This is a genomic window from Stenotrophomonas sp. Ste86, from assembly GCF_024519465.1.
GTDB lineage: Bacteria > Pseudomonadota > Gammaproteobacteria > Xanthomonadales > Xanthomonadaceae > Stenotrophomonas.
In genome coordinates this window covers 424,091-439,194 of record NZ_JALJRW010000001.1, presented here as the reverse complement: position 1 = coordinate 439,194, position 15,104 = coordinate 424,091, and the positions used below count along the sequence as shown (strand labels likewise).

The following is a 15,104-nucleotide window of genomic DNA, read 5'->3' as shown; positions in this document are numbered from 1 at the left end:
AAAACCCGCCGAAATGCGGGTTTTTTGCACCCAGGAGGTAGAGCCACCCCATGGGTGGCTGCCGTACCGTTCGGGCACCACGTGCAGCCACCCATGGGGTGGCTCTACCCCCGTTGTTCCTGGGCGGGTAGGCCACGCCCTGCGTGGCTGACGCTTTCCACGTTGATTCAACGCGAGCCAACCGCGGCCAAGTGCATACCCGCGATCTCAAAAAGATGGCCCCAAAAGGGGCCATCAGGCGCAACACCGGCAAGGGAGAGAAAACCGGCGCCGCGCACCACGCCACCACGACGAGGGGGAGGGAGTGGCGTGGGGTTACACCTCAGGCAGCGGCCAGCTCACGCGGCTGCGGCAGCGCGGCCAGCGCCTGAGCGATCGCGTCGGTGCGGTGCTGCGGCGAGTAGGCGATGCCCTCGGCGCGCACGAATTCCACCTCGTCGATCCCGAAGAACGCGAACACCTGGCGCAGGTACGGGTCCTGGAAGTCGGTCGGGGCACCGGTGTGCAGGCCGCCGCGGCTGCTGGCCACGATCACGCGCTTGCCGCCGGCCAGGCCCACCGGGCCGGTATCGGTGTACTTGAAGGTCTTGCCAGCCACCGCCAGGCGGTCGATCCACGCCTTGAGGGTGGAGGCCACGCTGAAGTTGTACATTGGGGAGCCGATGACCACCACGTCGGCGGCCAGGAACTGCTCCAGCACCAGCGCCGCGTCGGCCACTTCGGCCGCGTCGGTCTGGGCCAGCGAACTGCTGCGCAGGTGCGCAACGGGCTGGGCGTCCAGGTCGCGGTAGGTGACCTCCAGGCCCGGCACCTGGTCACGCCACTGCTGGACCACGGCAGCCGAGAGCTGGCGGGAAACCGAGTTGTCGCCAAGGACGCTGGCATCGATGTGAAGAAGCTTCATGGCAATCACCTGTTATCTGGGAGGGGCGGGCAAGGCGCCGCCGACGGAAAACAGGTTAGGTTGTTGCTTGGTTGGAATAAAGGTGGTTGAATACCATGTATTGTTCTATATCTGGAACTTCGGTATGCAAGACCTCAACGATCTCTACTACTTCGCCATGGTGGTCGACCACGGTGGTTTCGCCGCCGCCGAACGCGCCCTGGGCATCCCCAAATCGCGTCTGAGCCGCCGCATCAGCCAGCTGGAAACCGACCTGGGCGTACGCCTGCTGCAGCGCTCCACGCGCCGCTTCGCGGTGACCGACGTGGGCACCAGCGTGCACCGCCACGCCCAGACCATGCTCGCCGAGGCCCAGGCCGCGCGCGAAGTGGTGGACCGGCTGAGCGCCGAGCCACGCGGCCTGGTGCGCGCCAGCGTACCGGTGTCGCTGGCGCAGATGCAGCTGCCCAAGCTGCTGCCCAAGTTCCTGGCCCAGTACCCCAAGGTGCGGCTGCAGCTGAACATCAGCAACCGCCGCGTGGACATCATCAACGAAGGCTACGACGTCGCCCTGCGCGTGCGCTCGCGGCTGGACGATGACGGCAGCCTGGTCATGCGCAGCTTCGGCCAGGTGCAGGAACTGCTGGTGGCGAGCCCGAAATACCTCGACCGTGCCGGCCGCCCCAAGGACCCGGACGAACTGGCCAACCACGTCACCCTGAGCATCAGCGAAGACGAAGCCCGCCAGCGTTGGGAACTGCACGGCCCCGAAGGCGCGGTACGCCGCGTGGACCTGCAGCCACGCGTGGCCGGTTTCGATTTCCCGCTGCTGCAAAGCATGGTCAAGGACGGCTTCGGCATCACCATGCTGCCCGAGACCGTCTGCGCCGATGCCGTGCGCAGCGGCGAGCTGGAAGTGGTGCTGCCGGAATGGTCGCTGCCGCAGGGCGTGTGCCACGCCGTGTTCGCCTCGCGCCGCGGCCTGCTGCCGGCGGTGCGGGTGTTCATCGACTTCCTGGCCGAACACCTGCCGCCACAACTGGAGGCCTCGCGCCTGGATTGCGGTGGCGCGTGCGAGCGGGCCAAGGAGAAGATCAAGGCCAGCGCGCTGGGTGCGTTGGCGGTGGATGCGGGCTGAGCCCGGCACCGGCCGGGTGGGCAAACCCCACCTGAAATGCGAGAATGCGACCCCCGGCTTCGTGCCGGGGAGCCATGCTGGTCGGGGCGATGCCCCGGCTGGATGTCTGGGTTGCAATGACCTGGGCACGCGGTGCGCGGACAGCGCTACCGATACGGAGAGATGGCCGAGCGGTTTAAGGCACCGGTCTTGAAAACCGGCGAAGGGTCAAACCTTCCGTGGGTTCGAATCCCACTCTCTCCGCCAATATTCATCTAAGTTATTGAGTTTATGTAACTTACTTCGAATGCCTGGGTCTGCCAGCGGGACACGGATCGGGACACATCTCCCGAATGCGCATCCCCCATCACCTCATCCGCACCCCCTTCCGGCACCTACGCCTCTCGTCAGTGTGTTCCCAGCGACTTGCAGGTTGTCATCGAACGCAAGCGGCGGCCGGCACGATCACGGAACGCTGGCAGATCGACAGCAAAGACGATGTCCGTCTCTTCATTGGTGCTGTGGGATGGGGCGTACGGAGGCGTGTCGTTGGGTCCGATGACCTGGATGATGAATGCCGTCACCCGGGCCATGGAGGTTGCCGGATCGCTGCATGCGGGCGTGTTCAATGTCGGCATTGCAACCGGGGACTGGGGCGGGCGGCTGGCTGCTTGATAGGCGGACAAAGCGAGGTTGCTATAGGTTGAGAGCGAACCTGCCATGGCGCGCATCACATCGTCCAGGGGATGTCGGCCTCGCGTAGCGCGCACTCGAACTGCGGACGGCCGAACCAGTAGCCTTGCATCAGGCTGATGCCGAGATCTGACAGGCAGTGCGCCTCATCAATGGTCTCTATGCCTTCGGCAATCACATCAATAGCCAGCTGCTCGCACATGGATACCACGCCAGCCACGATCGCACGTCGTGACAGGCTATGGTCGATGTCCCGGATCAACGCCATATCCAGCTTGACCATGTCCGGTTGGAAATCTGCCAAGAGGTTCAGGCCAGCAAAACCGGCACCGAAATCATCAATTGCGGTCTTGAAGCCGATACGTTTGTACTCACTCAGGATCTCAGCCAGCCATTTTCCATCGCTGACTTGCTCCCCCTCGACGGTTTCAAAGATTATTCTCTCAACCGGAAAGCCATGTCGCTCTGCAGCTTGAAGCGTAGAACGTATGCACACCTCCGGCCGGTAGATCGCATTGGGCAAAAAGTTGATTGAAAGATGGGAGCGCAAGTCCAACGAAGCCGCGATCCGGATGGCCTTCTCACGACAGGCTTGGTCGAACGAATAGCGATTCTCCGCTGTGATACGTGACAGTACGGAACTTGCAGGTTCGCCGGCCGGACCGCGCACCAGCGCTTCATGCGCGAACACCTTGCGTGCGCGCACATCGACGATAGGCTGGAATGCATAAGTGAATTCGAACTGCAGCGGATCCGCATCGCGGCATATCGCACATCCAGCGGGCTTGTCGATGGAAGGCATGCGCTTGATTCCGTGTTCGGCTAAGGCAAAGAATAACCGACGCCCATCACGGCCATGTCTACGCCGCCGGGGCGGGTGCCGCTAACAGCCTGCAGGGTTGCACGCAGGCTGGACCACCAGCGCCTCTGCGTGAACTGACTACCGGTCGCCATCGGCTGAGTCAAGTTGCCAAGGAAGTAGCGGGCAGCCCTGGGTGTTGCTTGGTTCTTTGCCGGAAGCCAGTGCGGTGCTGCAGGCGCACCCGGTCTGAGGGGCATGGCGGCATTGATCCGTCGCCAATCAGTGGCTATGCATGGGTGCAGCCCCTTGGAAGGGAAGGGGGGGGCGGCGGCGGTTCGGCATGGAAATTGACTCTATCTGGGCGCGGGGACCGAGGGGTCACATAGAGTTACGACGTGTAAGGCGCTGGAAGCGCGTGGACAACTCACTTGCAATCCGGCGGTGCTGTTTGCCGTGGGCCACCGCGGGCCCGTCCGGCAGCGGCACTTTGCGCAGAAACGACCTCTTCGGCTGCACGGTGCCCGCAAGATGGACGTGCTCATCGACCGTCTCGAAAAGCTCGGCTACCTTGGAGGCGGGCGCAGGAATGGCGAGCAGGTATCCCTGTATTTGATCGAAGCCCAAGCGCTTCAGGACATCGAGCTGATCGCGGTGTTCCACGCCTTCAGCCACCGTGAGGTAACCGAGTTCGTGCGCTAGCTGGTGGATGGCTGAGACCCTTGCTCTTGAGCGGGGGTCTTTAGCGACGCCATCGATCAGTGATTTGTCGAGTTTGATGGTGTGGATGGGAAGGTCGGAAAGATAGCTGAAGTTACTGTAGCCACTGCCAACGTCATCGATTGAGATCCTGACGCCAGCGCGTGTCATGGCGACAATCTGCCTGGCCGCAGTCGAGTTGGGGCCAAGCCACTCACCCTAGGTGATTTCAAACTCGATCATCGAAAGAGGTGTAGACCTAAGGGAGAGCTTTTCGCGGATGGCGTGCCAAGCGGTAAGGCGGGAGAGAAAACCACTGGAGAGATTGATGGACAGAGGAATCTGTCGCCTTTGCGCCGTGAACTCGCTCGTCTCGATCTGCGGAGTACCAGAGAAACGCTGCGCGGGTATCGAGCGCCCCATAGGTGCTAACCAGCAGGTTGTGACTGCTTTCATCTTCATCGAAAACAGTGCAGATGCCTGCGTGGAGGCTTGGTGAGATAGGGAACGAGACGGCCATCAGAGGGCGGAGCATCTTGGTCCTCAGTTCCATGGTCAAGCGTTCGAGTTGTTGGGCGGAGGGCATGTCGACCAAGAACGCGAACCGCGTTGCCTCCACGTGGTAGATCGTGGCAATCCCCTCTAGGGCAGTGCGAAGCCGAACACCGGCGCGCCTGATCAGGACTTCCAGAGGCTGTGTAGTCCTCAATCTTCAATCACAAAGCCCTCGTTCAACCCAGGTGCTCTCTTATGCCTGCATGTCAGCCATAGAAACCAACGTTGAAGTGCTCTCATGCGGCCTCCTGTTGTCTCACTCGGCCAGAGCCTGCGCCGGAATAGGCACCATTCCATTCCCGGTCCCACGCCTGAAACATCAATATTGGCCACAGGTGCGTGTGGAATTTACGATTCCCATCCAGGAACGACCGCCACACTCCAGAAACCACCTCTTCATTGAGGATTCCCCTGTTCCTGATGGCAATCGGATCCAGCAGGTCTTCGGCCCAGTCACGCAGCGGTCCATTGAGCCATCGAGCAATGGGGGCGCCGAATCCTTTCTTGGGTCTGCGACTGTGTTGCTCGGGAAGGAAGCGGTCCAGCGCACGTTTGAGCACAACTTTGGTCTCGCCATCCCGGAACTTGTGTTCGAAGGGGAGGCGCCATGCTAGGCCCACCACCTGGTCATCAAGGAAGGGATTGCGTGCCTTAACTCCGTACGCGCCAAACGCTCGATCTGACTTGGTCAACAGCCCGTCGGGAAGCTCGTTGGTCTGATCCAAATAGAGGAGAAGCTCACCTGGATGCCCGTTTCGCAGGTGCCTCGTGGCATTGAGCAGCGGGGAAGTCGAGCTGGCAGCAAACCTCAACGCGCCGGCTGGATTTCTCCACCTTGAGGCACGCGTTTGGTAAATCTCAGCCAATGACTCGCATTGAGCTTCAGACAGCAGCGCGGCAATACCGCCCAGCCTGGCGCTTTCCGGAGCGCGAGACATGTAGCCGCGTGATGCTCTCCGTAGCCAACGTGGAACGTGGCGGACGAGGTTGTGATTTCTCAGCGATTTGACGTACGCGCCGTGACCAAAGAAGAGCTCGTCGCCCCCGTCGCCGGTGAGCACCGTGTTGAAGCCGCTGGTCGCCTCTGCGGCCAGAAGTGCTGGAATGGCAGAAGAGTCTGCGTAGGGCTCACTGAACACCCTGGCGGCCGTTTCAACCAGGCGCAGGGCGTCACTGTCAGCCATGACCAGGCGCGTGTTCTTTGCACCCAGGTGCGTTGCAACTTCCGCTGCCCATCGGGCCTCGTCATGACCCGGATCATCGAATCCGACGGATATTGTCTCTATGGGCGCAACGCTCTGACGCTGAAGCAACGCAGCAATCAAGCTGGAGTCAACTCCTCCAGACAGCAACGTAGCGCTAGACTGGTTGGCAGTGCGGGAAATGGCCTCGTCGAGTGCATTTATCACGGCATCGATGGAAGATGTCAGAGAGCCCGTGCGCTTGCACGCTATGTTTCGCTCTGCCTGTTCACGCAGGTCCCAGTGGGGGATGAACGGACCAGGGGACGCATGGATTGACTGCCATTGGCGGACATCGGACAAGTGAAACGTTCGAGTAGACCCAGCCGGCAATTTGAAGACGCCGCGATACGCGGTGAAAGGGGCGGGGATGTAGCCAAGGCGAAATAGGTGTGAAAGCGAATCCGTATCAACGTCCTGGGAGCCGGCCGATTCATCTGCCAGCGTCTTGAGATCTGTCGCGAAGGTCAGCCCAAACGCATTGCAACTGTAGTAGAGATCCGTTTGGCCCATACGATCGCGCATCAACGTCAGTGTCTTCTCCTGCCCGTCCCAGATGGCCACGCTGACAGGCTCTGAAACCAGTTGCAGGGAACCCATAACGCCAAGCCCAGGCAATCTGGTTGCGATCAGCTGAGCAACCGTCGTGCAGTTCCCCAGTGGCCGTGGTGTTGAGAAATCTGTTGCCGCCACGACATAGCGTCCGTCCAGGCTTGCCGCGAGACCGGATGCGCCCTCGTCAGATGACACTGTCGCCAATGCAGGCGCGCAGGAGCCTCCGGTCCAGTCATGTGAGTGGCTACCTCTATGCGAAAGCGAGTGCGCCAATCGCCTCGCCGTGCTATTGAGCTCCTCGGCACACGACGTTCGATGCGCAACCCACTTGCCAGCGATTCCAGACACGTTCACTCCAATGCCGCCGGCCAACGACGGGGATAAGACGCCTCGCGTTCCTTGTCCACGTGGGATGGCACGAGGCAAAGTATGAAAGCGGCTCCACAGAGCCGATCTTGGTCAAGTGGACTACTCGCTGGAAAGCGCGTACCCACGGCCGCGACGGGCAATGACCAGATTCATTTGTTGAGCGTCAGGAAGTTGTCAGGATTCGATTGAGATTGCCCTTGCTGGACAACCATCCGGTTGCTCTGATCAACACGCCAAGTACCGGTATCCCACGAGCTCGCCTACATCCAGCCTGATCACCTGGGCACGCCTCGTGTGGTGATCGACCCGGTGCGGGATGTTGCGATCTGGCATTGGAGCAATAAGAGCGAGGTGTTCGGCGACCAGATCCCGAGTGCGGATCCGGATGGTGATGGCGTGGCTTATGATCTATCGCTGCGCTTCCCGGGTCAGCAAGCCACGGCCGCGAGCGGGTTGTTCTATAACTATCAGCGCGAGTACGACCCATCGGTGGGTAGGTACTCTCAGAGTGATCCGATTGGGCTTTCAGGTGGAATGAGCGCATGTTCTTACGCTGAGGGAAACCCCTTAGGTGCCGTTGATCCCTTGGGCTTGCAGGCCTACTCCGGCCAAAGTCCTCCAACCGGGATTCCAGGGGGCCGTGGTCCCCGGCACCAGGTCAAGCCCCTGGAAAATTCATGAGTCCTGCAAATGGCGCCAACTGACAGGTGTGCAGATACGTGCCTGATGCTAAAAATGGTGGGCCCGCTTCTGCCACAAATGGAGGGTGCTGGAAGGCGAAATCCCCGACGGAGAAGGGCTGGCGGCGCTACAGTCCAACAGGATCTCCGCTGACGCCTCAGATGGCTCATCCTTGCCCCAGCAGGGCGCCAAGTTTATTCGGTTGGCTGGCGCCACCTCCGGTTGGGGTCTCGTCTTCGCTCTGTCGAGCTACTCGGCGCCTCTTGGGGAAAGCGAACAACAAACAATTGATATTAGGGGCGAAAATGAAGAGCCGTACTGAAGAAGGAAATGTGATCTCTTTAGATGAATCTATGGCCACTTGCCTTCTCTATTTCGAGGATGCAGTTCGATCTATGGCGAAGCCCATTGAGGAGTTGTTCGCAGACTTTGATGGACATCCTGGCGTAGCTTGGGAGTTGAGGCAGGAAATTCTTGCTGGTAAGCCCCTGGTTCAATGGGATCAGATTTCCAGTGAGGCAAAGGCAATGATCAATGCAGTTGTGATTGCGGAAGAAGAAATGCCGACTGATGCTTACGCTGGAGATGGTATTGAGGATCTCAGGAAGCCGGCGTGGGTTGAGCTCAGGAAGCTTGCATTTGCTTTCGCGCAGAGAACTCAGTGAGCAGGCAGATCCGCCTAAGCCAGCACACACCGGTCGGTACTCGCTCTTCACCTACATCCGCCCCACGTTGGGGAGCCTGGGGCAGATGAGCGTTGATGACCTGGCGCTGATCCTGCTCGGGTTCGGTGTCGCGAATTCTGTCGGCACATTACTGGCCGGTTGCCTTATGGAGCGCAGTTTGAAAGTCACGTTGGTGATCATGCCTGCGTTGGTGGGCGTAGCCGCTCTGGGCATGCTCCTGTTGCCGGTGGGTGTTGGCGGGCTATCGATCCTGGTTGCGCTCTGGTGCGTGACCTTCGGTGGCGTGCCCGTCGCTTGGTCCAGCGGGGTCGCGCGTGCGGTGCCCGATCAGGCCGAGAGTGCTGGCGGGATGGTGGTCGCAGCGTTGCAGTCTTCCATCGCAGCGGGAGCCGCATTGGGCGGCCTGGTGTTCAGGCTTGGGGCATCGTTGCGGCCCTCACCATTGCTGCGGCGGTAAGCACTCGCCAAGGCGTTCCTTATTGGGCTATGGCTTGCTCTTGCATTCTGTCTAGGGGAGTAGAAAATGGCCCGGATGATTCGATGCCCGCAGCTCCTTTGATCAAGTCGAACACCACCTCTGCGCCTTTAAGCGCCCGGATGACGGGCAATTGGTCCATCGTGAGAGTTCGATGGCAGTGGGTTGGGCTGTCTTGGCTCGTGCTCGCGTTCGCCTACACACCTGCCGTCGTCTTGACGGCCCCCTCAGCGGGCGCGCCGGAGGCTTCGGATTTCCTGCATGCCTTCTTGTTTCTCGTCGGCAGCTACACGCCATGGGCATTGGCGACCCCCATGCTGCTCCGTCTCTCAGGACGATGGATCATCGGAGGTGGCCGGTCTGCCTACCACCTGATTTGGGTCGTATTGTTCGGTCTTCCAGCGATTCCCCTTCTAACAGGGGCGGGCTGGGGATTGGGGCATGGCATCTTGAATATGTTCGGACTTGCTGGGCAAGGGCAGTCGGATCTGAACAGCAGTCAGCGTGCTTTGGTGGCCACCGCTCTATTTGCCATACCGCTTTACGTCGCTGTGATGGGGGTAGGGCAGCTGTTGGCGCATACTGCCCTGAAAAGCGAACGAGAGACGCTTCTGGCGCGTTTGAACGAAGAAGCACTGCGATCACGGCTACACCAACACTTCATCTTCAACGCGCTCAATGCCATCGGCGAGCTTGGATATCGTGATGCTCCCAAAGCTGATCGGGCCTTAGGGCATGTCGCAAACTTGCTTCGAGCGTTGCTGGAAAGCGCTCCTGCGGTGGCTTTGAGGGACGAAATTGGGGCATGCGCTGAGTTCATCGAGTTGCATCAGGTGCTGTCCGGCAACATTACGTTCGTTGCGGAGATCGAGCCCGGTGCCTGGGATGCATCCGTCCCTTCGATGGTGTTGCAACCGCTTTTGGAAAATGCCATCCAGCACGGCGCGGATACTGACGGGGCAGTCGAAATCAAAATTGGCGCCACCCTTCAAGACGGGGATCTTGTCATTAGTGTGGTGAACTCGGTCAATGGGCGCTCATCAGGCGGTCTGGGGATTGGCTTGGACCACCTCAGGAAGAGATTGGTACTGGCGCATGGGGCTGGGGCATCGTTGACGACCCAGTGTGAGAAGAAACGGTTTATTGCTTCAATCCGTCTCCCGCTGATGGAACGCGATCAACCATGATTCGCACGTTGATTGTTGACGACATTTCTCTTGCGCGAGCGCGACTCACTCGTTTGCTGGCAAGCGAGCCTGACGTCACGGTCGTAGGGGAGGCATCAACATTGGAGGCTGCGCTTGAGCGCGCGAAGGTTGGGGATGTTGATCTCGTTCTTCTCGATATCGGGCTGCCGGACGGCAGCGGCTTGGATCTCGTGCAGCATCTTGAGGAACTGGTGCCGCACATCGTCTTCATCACCGCTTACAGTGCACACGCCGTTCGCGCCTTCGAGACCGGGGCGTTGGATTACTTGCTCAAACCGGTGGATCCACACCGGTTGCAGTTGGCCATGCGACGTGTCCGGGAGCGCCTGGATGGAAAGGTCGAACGCACCGTGCGAATAGCGGTTCAATCGGGCGATCGGACGGTCTATCTGTCGCCGGCAGACATTGACTATGTTGACGTGGCTGGCCATTACGTTTGCATCCATGTGGGAAAGGACACGTATCTGCGCCGCGATAGCATGGCAAGTCTTGCGGAGGCGTTGGAGCCGAGCGGATTTATCCGTATCCACCGATCCTCATTGGTGAATGTAAGGCGTATCGCAGCACTTCGTTCCGCGCGAAACCAGGACGCTCTATTGGAACTCATTGACGGCACGATCCTCCGGGTCAGCCGACAGTTCCGAACACAACTCGAAGCCAGTTTGCCGCGATTGCCGTAGATGTCTGCACGATTGGTGCCACGTAGAGCACGGCTCACGCCAAAGCCCGTCTCAGGCATGCGTCCTGCTCGCAAGCTCTGAGGTCACCCTCAGAGTGCCCCCTGAATGCGTCGATTCGCCCTCTTATTGCTTCTTCTGGCTTGCGCCAATAGTTATGCCGCGACACTGAACATCGTCTCGGTAGACAGTCGGGCTGACGCGCCACTGGGGGTGTCTATCTCAGGCATGCGGCCTACGGATGTCGTTGAGCTTCGGCTGGCCATGCGGGACTCCAAGGGCACCAGCTGGCGCTCCAACGCGGTCTATCGAGCAGATCTGGAAGGCAGGGTTGACCCCACGACGACGGCCGCCGAGGCGGGCAGCTATACGGGAGTCGATCAGACGGGACTGTTCTGGTCGATGAAACCGGACGGTCCAGGAAGGCCGTCGCCTTTCCCCATCAAAAGGAGAGAGGGAGACTTGCGATTCGAGCCTGCGATTTTCACGCTCGAACTGGTTATTGAAGGAAACGTCGCGGAAACCGTCCAACTCCGCCGCTGGATCGACGGCGAAGACGTCTCGGCGTTCACTGTGGAGTCTCCTGGCTTGATCGCCAACATCTACGCACCCAGGAGAGTGCTGACAGACGGTCGCCGTCATCCCGTCGTCATTACGCTCGGTGGCTCCGAGGGTGGCATTGAGAGCGCAAACATGTACGCCGCGTGGCTTGCCTCTCATGGGTTCCTGGCCATGTCAGTGGCTTACTACCGCATGCCTGGCTTGCCCAAGGACCTCGTGCGGGTTCCGATTGATCCCGTTTCGGTGGCGGTGGATTGGCTGCAAGAGCAAAGCTACGTGGACGCGTCTGGAATAGGCGTGTTGGGAGGGTCCTGGGGCGGCACGATTGCGATGGCCGCCGCGTCGCATGACCAGCGCCTGCGCGCCGTGGTCTCGATAGTGGGAAGTCCAGCGCCCTTCCGAGGCATACGGCGAGATATCGCACCAGCCGATTTCCGTGCGGTCGATGAGCCCGGTCTGACCTTGAAGGGGAAAGATCTGCCCTTCCTGCCGTATATGGAGGATTCGCGATGGTTTGATGAGGAAGACGCTACGGCACAGTCAGCGTTGAAATCTGCCATGTTGCCGATCGAGAAGATCAACGGCCCGCTCATGCTCGTAGCAGCGGGAGACGATCAGCTTGGTCTCTCTGGTGAGATGGCGGCGGTGGCGAGTGGCTATCTGGCGAATCATCATCGTGATAAGCCGGACGAGATCGTCTATTTCAGTGATGCCGGGCACTTGATCTCCCTGTTCTGGCAGCCAACCACGTATCGACACGACCTAGGTCCTCACCTCCAAGTGGGCGGCACTCCCAAGGGCTATGCGCGCGCGGACCGCGAGGGTGGTGTGGCTGTCATCCGGTTCCTGCGAGCGGCACTGAAAAGTGAACGTGACTCGCTCCCCTCGTCGAAGTGAACGAATAGGCAGTTCACCCTGCGAACGCCTAGCGCTAAGCTCTCCGCCTCTGCGGTTGACCGGGTTTTGGAGGAACACGTGATCCCCAACGTTTTGAGCATTGCAGGAACAGACCCCACCGGCGGCGCCGGCATTCAAGCAGACCTTAAAGCGTTCTCAGCGCTGGGTGCGTATGGCATGACTGTCATTGCTGCGGTTGTCGCCCAAAACACCCAAGGTGTCCGGCGATTTGTAGCGCTTGACCCCGATTTCGTGCAGGCACAGCTTGAGGCTGTCTTCGATGACGTGCGCGTGGATGCAATCAAAATTGGCATGGTTGCCAACGCGGGCGTTGCCCGAGCCATCGCCAAGACGCTACGCGAGCGTGCCACGTGCCCTATTGTTCTGGATCCAGTGATGGTGGCCAAAAGTGGTGACCGCCTCTTGGAGGAAGACGCGGTTGCGGTGCTGAGAGATGAGCTGCTCCCGCTATGCACGATCGTCACTCCCAACTTGCCCGAGGCCAGCGATTTGCTTGGTGTGCCGGAGGCCGCCAGCATTGAGCAGATGCATCAAACCCTGGATGCAATGGTGAATCTTGGGAGCGAGTGGGTGCTGTTGAAGGGCGGACACCTGAAGGGTGATGAGAGCACTGACCTGCTGGCCGGACATGGAGGGAGGTGGACCTTCAACGCACCGAGGATCGCCACGCGCAACACGCATGGAACCGGCTGCACGCTATCGGCGGCACTTGCCGCGTTGATTCCCAAAATGCCCGTAGCCGATGCAGTTGGGGAGGCGAAGGCCTATCTAAGCGGTGCGATAAGCGCAGCTGAGAAGCTTGACGTAGGCCATGGTCAGGGTCCTGTCCACCACTTCCACGCCTTGTGGCGTTAGTCGCTGCAAGGGACTCAGACCGCTCCCAAAGTGATGGCTGAACTTTGACACCAGGAATTCCCTATGCAGACCAACTCTGACTCGACAGTGCCCTCACGCCCGCACGTCCGGATAGCGATGCCCATCAGGCTGCTGCTGGTGGCATGTGTGCTTGCATTGGCATATTTTCCATGGCTCCCATTCCCTTGGCGCATGCCCCTGGTCGGTCTGCTGGGCATGACGTTCGTTTGGATGGAGATGCGCTCACCGTCGTATTGCGGGCTGCAACGGCGATCACTCGGCCAGACGCTGGCGTGGACGGCCCTGGTGGTCGGGATTGTCGTGGGCCTTGTCGACCCGCTCATTCAACCCCTCGTGGATCATCTGACGAACACGAAGGCCGACTACAGCGGCTACGGACCGTTGCTTGGCAATTTGCCTGCTGCACTGACGCTTGTTGCCGGCGCTTGGCTTAGTGCGGCAATCGGCGAGGAACTCGTCTTTCGCGCGTTCCTCATGCACCAGCTTCACGCGCTATTCGGTGGGGTGCCTGGTCGCATCTATCCCGCGTCGTTGACGGGCGGACTGGTCTTCGGCCTCATGCATGCAAATCAAGGGCTGTCGGGGATCGTCGTGACGGGTCTGGTCGGTGCACTTTTTGGGTTTGCCTACCTCCGATCTGGGCGCAACCTCTGGTCGCTCGTGTTGGCGCACGGCTTGATCGATACGTGGGGAGTGGCGACGCTCTACCTTGGTTGGTATTGATCAAGTTGACTATTGTTGGCCGAGGCACCGCGTTCGGATGGCACGCTTTGACAGGTGCGTTTGGCTATTGATGGCCGTCTTCCGGATTCGGAATGGGGCAGGGCTCCCTGAAGTCACGGGACGGCGTGCAGGGGTCAGAGGGGATGCCGACGGTTGAGATGGAACTCGGGGGTTTTTGCATCCCGTGGCTCTCCTCAGGCGACGGCATGGTGCCCGATTGAAGTCTATGTGCCTGAAGCAGGATCAGGCGCAGCAGCGGCCGGCCTCGGTCTGCGGCTGCCCCAAGCTCAAGGCGGGCAAAGTACCGACCTTGCAGCGGCGATAAGCCGCGAAGGGCGAGGCGATTGTTCGAAGGCAGGACTGGCTCCCCCTATGCCGAGGCCAAGGCGCGCCCGCGCCGAGTCGCGCCAGGAGAGTGCCCCATGACGCGCTTGTAGGCACGACTGAACGCTGCCTGCGAGGCGTAGCCCAGGCGCTCTGCCACGACCTCGATGGACAGGCTCTGGTGGGTCAGCCATTGACTTGCCAACTGCATTCGCAGCTCAGTCACGTACCGCAGGGGCGCGGTTCCAATGACGGTCTGGAACCGGTCTGCAAAGACAGAACGTGAGATGTTGGATTCTGCAGCGAGCGCTTCAACGGTCCAGTCACGCCCAGGGTCTCTGTGCAGGGCAAGCAACGACAGCGATAGGCGCGGGTCGCGCATGGCCATGACCAGGCCGGATGCGCCGTCGCAACCGCGCTCGACCCAGTCACGCACGATCATGGCGGCCACTGCATCCGCCAGCCGGGCGAGTATTCCTGCAAATCCGATGCGACCGGAACACACCTCGCGCTTCATCGCGTCGACGATCGGCAACAGCCCAGGAAAGTGAGCGGCGTTGCCATCGGCCAACATCACCGCCGGCATCAACTTGCTCAACCCTTGCATGCCGCCCAGATCGAACACCATGCATCCGTGGAAGAGCACCGCGCTTGGCACGGCATGGGTGCTCGGGCACGTGTCTATGCCACTCACCGTGTCGCCTAGTGGGGCGGCGTCTATCGTTTCCAGGCACTGGACCGGATGGTCCTCGCCAGACAACAACGCGTGGCCTTCTCCGCGGGGAAGAAGCACGACGTCCCCGGCAGAGAGAAGGTGTTGGCTGCCGTCCGCGCCACGCAGAATCGCGGTGCCCACTGCCAGGTAATGGAAATAGGCATGGCCTGGCTTTGGCGGAAATCCAAGACCAAAGGTCGGCCCGGTCTGAATGCGCCGGTATTGGACGCCATGCAGCCGCATGCCGGTCAGCAGCTCGTTGATCAGATCCGTGGGCTGGGGTGTAGCGTGGCTCATGAGACGGCTCGGGGGTTCGATCAAAAATACAGGTTGGACAATCATAGATCAT

The 15,104-nt window shown here is 60.4% G+C and carries 14 protein-coding genes, 1 tRNA gene and 1 pseudogene; 10 read left to right on the top strand and 6 right to left on the bottom strand.

Annotated features, from left to right (window positions below; all coding sequences use genetic code 11):
• Positions 1-322: 322 nt before the first annotated feature.
• Entirely contained in the window at positions 323-904 is a 582-nt protein-coding gene (locus NR101_RS02020) for an NAD(P)H-dependent oxidoreductase (protein ID WP_256774490.1), read from the bottom strand.
• A gap of 124 nt (positions 905-1,028) precedes the next feature.
• Between NR101_RS02020 and NR101_RS02015 the strand changes: the two genes are divergently transcribed.
• Positions 1,029-2,021, top strand: coding sequence for a LysR substrate-binding domain-containing protein (locus NR101_RS02015; protein ID WP_256774489.1), 993 nt, complete (start codon positions 1,029-1,031; stop codon positions 2,019-2,021).
• Between the two features lie 156 nt (positions 2,022-2,177).
• Positions 2,178-2,267 (top strand) — tRNA-Ser (locus NR101_RS02010).
• Positions 2,268-2,407: 140 nt separating this feature from the next.
• Here the strand turns inward: NR101_RS02010 and NR101_RS02005 are convergent.
• The 4 genes from NR101_RS02005 to NR101_RS01990 form a co-directional block, all read right to left on the bottom strand.
• Positions 2,408-2,731 (bottom strand): hypothetical protein, encoded by a 324-nt coding sequence (locus tag NR101_RS02005; protein WP_256774488.1) that lies wholly within the window; start codon positions 2,729-2,731, stop codon positions 2,408-2,410.
• Positions 2,731-3,495, bottom strand: coding sequence for an EAL domain-containing protein (locus NR101_RS02000; protein ID WP_256774487.1), 765 nt, complete (start codon positions 3,493-3,495; stop codon positions 2,731-2,733). Before NR101_RS02000 ends, NR101_RS02005 begins: the two co-directional genes overlap by 1 nt.
• Before the next feature lie 378 nt (positions 3,496-3,873).
• Positions 3,874-4,362, bottom strand: a complete 489-nt coding sequence (locus tag NR101_RS01995; protein ID WP_256774486.1) for an EAL domain-containing protein — start codon at positions 4,360-4,362, stop codon at positions 3,874-3,876.
• Between the two features lie 620 nt (positions 4,363-4,982).
• Entirely contained in the window at positions 4,983-6,737 is a 1,755-nt protein-coding gene (locus NR101_RS01990) for an asparagine synthase C-terminal domain-containing protein (RefSeq protein ID WP_256774485.1), read from the bottom strand.
• A 374-nt stretch (positions 6,738-7,111) separates the two neighbouring features.
• On the opposite strand from NR101_RS01990, the pseudogene NR101_RS01985 reads away from it, so the two are divergent.
• From NR101_RS01985 to NR101_RS01950, 8 genes and pseudogenes are all read left to right on the top strand, one after another.
• Positions 7,112-7,508 (top strand): annotated as a pseudogene (locus tag NR101_RS01985) (RHS repeat-associated core domain-containing protein); the annotation flags it as partial.
• A gap of 389 nt (positions 7,509-7,897) precedes the next feature.
• Positions 7,898-8,257: a hypothetical protein gene (locus NR101_RS01980; RefSeq protein WP_256774484.1), complete on the top strand. Its 360-nt coding sequence runs from the start codon at positions 7,898-7,900 to the stop codon at positions 8,255-8,257.
• An 85-nt stretch (positions 8,258-8,342) separates the two neighbouring features.
• Positions 8,343-8,735 carry a hypothetical protein gene (locus NR101_RS01975; RefSeq protein ID WP_256774483.1) on the top strand — a complete coding sequence of 131 codons (393 nt, stop codon included), beginning with the start codon at positions 8,343-8,345 and terminating at the stop codon, positions 8,733-8,735.
• 83 nt (positions 8,736-8,818) lie between these two features.
• Positions 8,819-9,940 (top strand): histidine kinase, encoded by a 1,122-nt coding sequence (locus NR101_RS01970; RefSeq protein WP_256774482.1) that lies wholly within the window; start codon positions 8,819-8,821, stop codon positions 9,938-9,940.
• The gene (locus NR101_RS01965; RefSeq protein ID WP_256774481.1) at positions 9,937-10,641 is read left to right on the top strand and encodes a LytTR family DNA-binding domain-containing protein; all 705 of its coding nucleotides are present in this window, start codon (positions 9,937-9,939) and stop codon (positions 10,639-10,641) included. Before NR101_RS01970 ends, NR101_RS01965 begins: the two co-directional genes overlap by 4 nt.
• Before the next feature lie 105 nt (positions 10,642-10,746).
• A complete protein-coding gene (locus NR101_RS01960; protein ID WP_256774480.1) occupies positions 10,747-12,096 on the top strand; it encodes an acyl-CoA thioesterase/BAAT N-terminal domain-containing protein in 1,350 nt (449 codons plus the stop codon).
• 78 nt (positions 12,097-12,174) lie between these two features.
• A complete protein-coding gene (gene thiD / locus NR101_RS01955; RefSeq protein ID WP_256774479.1) occupies positions 12,175-12,972 on the top strand; it encodes a bifunctional hydroxymethylpyrimidine kinase/phosphomethylpyrimidine kinase in 798 nt (265 codons plus the stop codon).
• Between the two features lie 192 nt (positions 12,973-13,164).
• On the top strand, positions 13,165-13,716 hold the full coding sequence (locus NR101_RS01950; RefSeq protein ID WP_256774584.1) for a CPBP family intramembrane glutamic endopeptidase: 552 nt from the start codon (positions 13,165-13,167) through the stop codon (positions 13,714-13,716).
• 370 nt (positions 13,717-14,086) lie between these two features.
• Here the strand turns inward: NR101_RS01950 and NR101_RS01945 are convergent, their stop codons facing one another.
• Positions 14,087-15,052 carry an AraC family transcriptional regulator gene (locus NR101_RS01945; RefSeq protein WP_256774478.1) on the bottom strand — a complete coding sequence of 322 codons (966 nt, stop codon included), beginning with the start codon at positions 15,050-15,052 and terminating at the stop codon, positions 14,087-14,089.
• Positions 15,053-15,104 lie beyond the last annotated feature (52 nt).

Bases quoted from the DNA above. Each gene is read 5' to 3' on its own strand.
- NR101_RS01980 (WP_256774484.1), top strand. From the start codon at position 7,898: ATGAAGAGCCGTACTGAAGAAGGAAATGTGATCTCTTTAGATGAATCT.
- NR101_RS01965 (WP_256774481.1), top strand. From the start codon at position 9,937: ATGATTCGCACGTTGATTGTTGACGACATTTCTCTTGCGCGAGCGCGA.
- NR101_RS01975 (WP_256774483.1), top strand. From the start codon at position 8,343: ATGAGCGTTGATGACCTGGCGCTGATCCTGCTCGGGTTCGGTGTCGCG.
- NR101_RS01945 (WP_256774478.1), bottom strand. From the start codon at position 15,052: ATGAGCCACGCTACACCCCAGCCCACGGATCTGATCAACGAGCTGCTG.
- NR101_RS01960 (WP_256774480.1), top strand. From the start codon at position 10,747: ATGCGTCGATTCGCCCTCTTATTGCTTCTTCTGGCTTGCGCCAATAGT.
- NR101_RS01995 (WP_256774486.1), bottom strand. From the start codon at position 4,362: ATGACACGCGCTGGCGTCAGGATCTCAATCGATGACGTTGGCAGTGGC.
- NR101_RS01970 (WP_256774482.1), top strand. From the start codon at position 8,819: ATGCCCGCAGCTCCTTTGATCAAGTCGAACACCACCTCTGCGCCTTTA.
- NR101_RS01950 (WP_256774584.1), top strand. From the start codon at position 13,165: ATGCCCCTGGTCGGTCTGCTGGGCATGACGTTCGTTTGGATGGAGATG.
- NR101_RS02000 (WP_256774487.1), bottom strand. From the start codon at position 3,495: ATGCCTTCCATCGACAAGCCCGCTGGATGTGCGATATGCCGCGATGCG.
- NR101_RS02015 (WP_256774489.1), top strand. From the start codon at position 1,029: ATGCAAGACCTCAACGATCTCTACTACTTCGCCATGGTGGTCGACCAC.
- NR101_RS02005 (WP_256774488.1), bottom strand. From the start codon at position 2,731: ATGCGCGCCATGGCAGGTTCGCTCTCAACCTATAGCAACCTCGCTTTG.
- NR101_RS02020 (WP_256774490.1), bottom strand. From the start codon at position 904: ATGAAGCTTCTTCACATCGATGCCAGCGTCCTTGGCGACAACTCGGTT.